Origin of the sequence: Bacteroides sp. AF32-8BH (genome assembly GCF_003435205.1) — a bacterium.
In the GTDB taxonomy this organism is placed as follows: domain Bacteria; phylum Bacteroidota; class Bacteroidia; order Bacteroidales; family Bacteroidaceae; genus Bacteroides; species Bacteroides ovatus.
The window spans coordinates 1-2,491 of sequence record NZ_QVLZ01000102.1; the positions used below are offsets into that span (position 1 = coordinate 1).

3 protein-coding genes are annotated in these 2,491 nt (G+C 42.2%); all 3 read right to left on the minus strand.

Going from position 1 to position 2,491, the window contains the following annotated elements:
- Nucleotides 1–50: 50 nt before the first annotated feature.
- Nucleotides 51–1,616, minus strand: coding sequence for an IS66 family transposase (tnpC, locus tag DWZ47_RS30125; RefSeq protein WP_117515675.1), 1,566 nt, complete (start codon nucleotides 1,614–1,616; stop codon nucleotides 51–53).
- An 86-nt stretch (nucleotides 1,617–1,702) separates the two neighbouring features.
- Entirely contained in the window at nucleotides 1,703–2,053 is a 351-nt protein-coding gene (gene tnpB / locus DWZ47_RS30130; protein ID WP_004295958.1) for an IS66 family insertion sequence element accessory protein TnpB, read from the minus strand.
- On the minus strand, nucleotides 2,041–2,445 hold the full coding sequence (locus DWZ47_RS30135) for a hypothetical protein (RefSeq protein WP_117515673.1): 405 nt from the start codon (nucleotides 2,443–2,445) through the stop codon (nucleotides 2,041–2,043). The genes tnpB and DWZ47_RS30135 overlap by 13 nt, the downstream gene beginning before the upstream one ends.
- Nucleotides 2,446–2,491: the final 46 nt, after the last annotated feature.

Consider the following 2,491-nt stretch of genomic DNA (forward strand, 5'->3'; position numbering starts at 1 on the left):
CTCCGCGATTCTATATAGTGTATTAAAATAAAAAGGCTAATGATCCCTTTTTAGTCATTAGCCTTTTCCCATCTGTCAGGAAGCAGTTCCCTGTATTTTTCAATTGGTGTGTTCGGTTGCCATTCGGCTGTTCTGTTTATCACATCCGTGAGATACTCAAATAGATTCACTTTATGCATCCTACAAGTGAGTGCTATCGTATAGAGTATGGCGCCTCGTTCGGCCCCCTTATGGCTGCCGAAGAACAATGAGTTTTTTCTTGATAAGGATATGTACCGGTTCATCCGTTCAACCATATTGTTGTCCAGATAAGTGTCACCATAATTAAAGATGTCCACCACTGCATTCCACTCATTGCGAAGATAGGTAATGGCTTCCTGCAGTTCGCTCTTAGGTAATAAATCCCCCCGTTCTTCTATTTCATCAAGCACATCTTTTATTTCTCCGAGTATGTCCGGCGCATACTTTTTTCGATGCATAAGATTCTGTTCTACCGTCCATCCCTCAACCCCAACTTTATGCTTATGCTCGTTTTGATAAAGTGCGTTTATCAGCTCCACGATCCTTTTTGCATCCGGGTCCTTCTCACCGCAATCTATAAATTTCCGTTTTATATGTTGCAAGCACGGGATGCGTGTGATATTGGGATAAGCATCGCTTTCGAGCTTCCGGTAAGGTGAGTAACCATCGCTTTGTATGATACCTTTGCAACTGCCTAATTCGTTAAGAATAACTCTTTCAGACCGGGAGCCGTCATCATAGAGCAAGTATATCATCCTGGTGTTTATGCCGACAACCACCCAAAGATATCCCTTCCTGACTCCTTTTCCCTTGCTGTTCTTTTCCGGGACGAGTATTTTGTAATAGGTTTCATCGGCTGCCTTATAAGGATCACTCAAAGCTGTCTGCCGGATGCACTTATAAAGATTTTCGAAGAGGTTTGAGGCTTTCTCTATCAACTTATGAGCCGTAGGTTTCTTCAGCGTAAAGCCATGACTCTCGAAGTAGTTGATGATTCTTTCAACAGGTAGCGATTGTATATAACGTAATTCCATCAATCCGGCAATAAATGAACCGTCATAGCTGGAATTCAAGAAGGCCGAAGCCGGTGTTTTTCCCTCAAACAGGCGACCTTCTTGCGTATAGGTGTGTATCTTGTAGACATGCTTGATGAAGCGCATGGGTACACATTCATAGCGGACGCATATTCTGGGAACAGTGGTCAACAACCGGGCCTTATTGATGTCAAAATCGGGATCATCGGGATAAACGACATGTTCTTCTTCCTCCATCTCATAATGCATGTCACGTTTGGCCCCATTGTTCTTTCTTGCTTTACGCTTATCTGCTTTTTCCGCTTCTATCTTCTGCCGCTCTTCTTCGGATATGGCAGATTGGGGAGCCTGTTGCCGTTCGGATGTGTTGGATACAAGTTTGGCGAGTCCCTTAGTAAGGCGCTGTTGCTTGCTAAGAGATTCGCCTTTTTGAAGGAGTGCCTCTTTAAGGGAAGAAACCTCCTTTATCAAAGCATCTATTTGGTCCAAGAGTCTGTTGTTGTCATCTCGTAATCCCTTGATTTGTTCCTTCAATAACTCTATGATCTCATCCTTTTTCATGGCATAAAGATATAAAAAATCAACGAATTGGCCAAATAAACCGGATGATATCTTTAGCACAAATAACTAATAATCAGAATGTTGAATTAGATCCTAAAACGCTTTCTCAACCGTACAGACTTTAATGACACTCCATTTAAGATAAAAGACAAAACCTGATAAGAAATCTCGTAATTGCCTGTATTGGGGTTAAATGTCGGTAACTCAAAACTTCCACCTTCGAGGCGCTTGTAGTACAGAAGAAAGCCATCGCCATCCCAACGCAGTATTTTTACACTTTGTCGGTTTTTACCAAAGAATAAAAAGATATCTCCGGAAACGGGAGACAAGTCCTTCATTTCCAATCGTATAATTTTGAATAAACCGTCAATGCCAAGGTTCATACGAACAAAGCCCTGGTACAGATAGTAGCGATTGGCTGATGTTAGAGAATACATAGATCTCCCTCCGTTCTTTCGTAATCGCGCAACATTTTAATAACACCACCGGGTGTGGCCCGTTTGACCGAAATGGTGGTTCCACTGTTAAAGGTGATTGTGATCCCGGCAAGACTAAACTCTTCTTCCGACAACATGGCGGGTGATATTTGAGTGAATGAAGGAGAGGAAGTTGTCGGTTGGGAGGGTTCAACGCCGCCATAATAATCACGGACCACATCTGCCTTGGCTTGTTTAACGCTATAGCCCCGTCTGGACATCCAGGAACTCATACCACCAAAAGTGGTATGCTGATCGCGGCAAACATCGGCTAAAGAACAATTGTAGTCTACTTTCAATACTTCAAGGAAATGTTTCCAAGTTTTTCCAAATCGATTTTCTGCTAAATCCATAATGCTTCATTTTTATACATAGCAAAAATATAAGAATGAAAAAAGG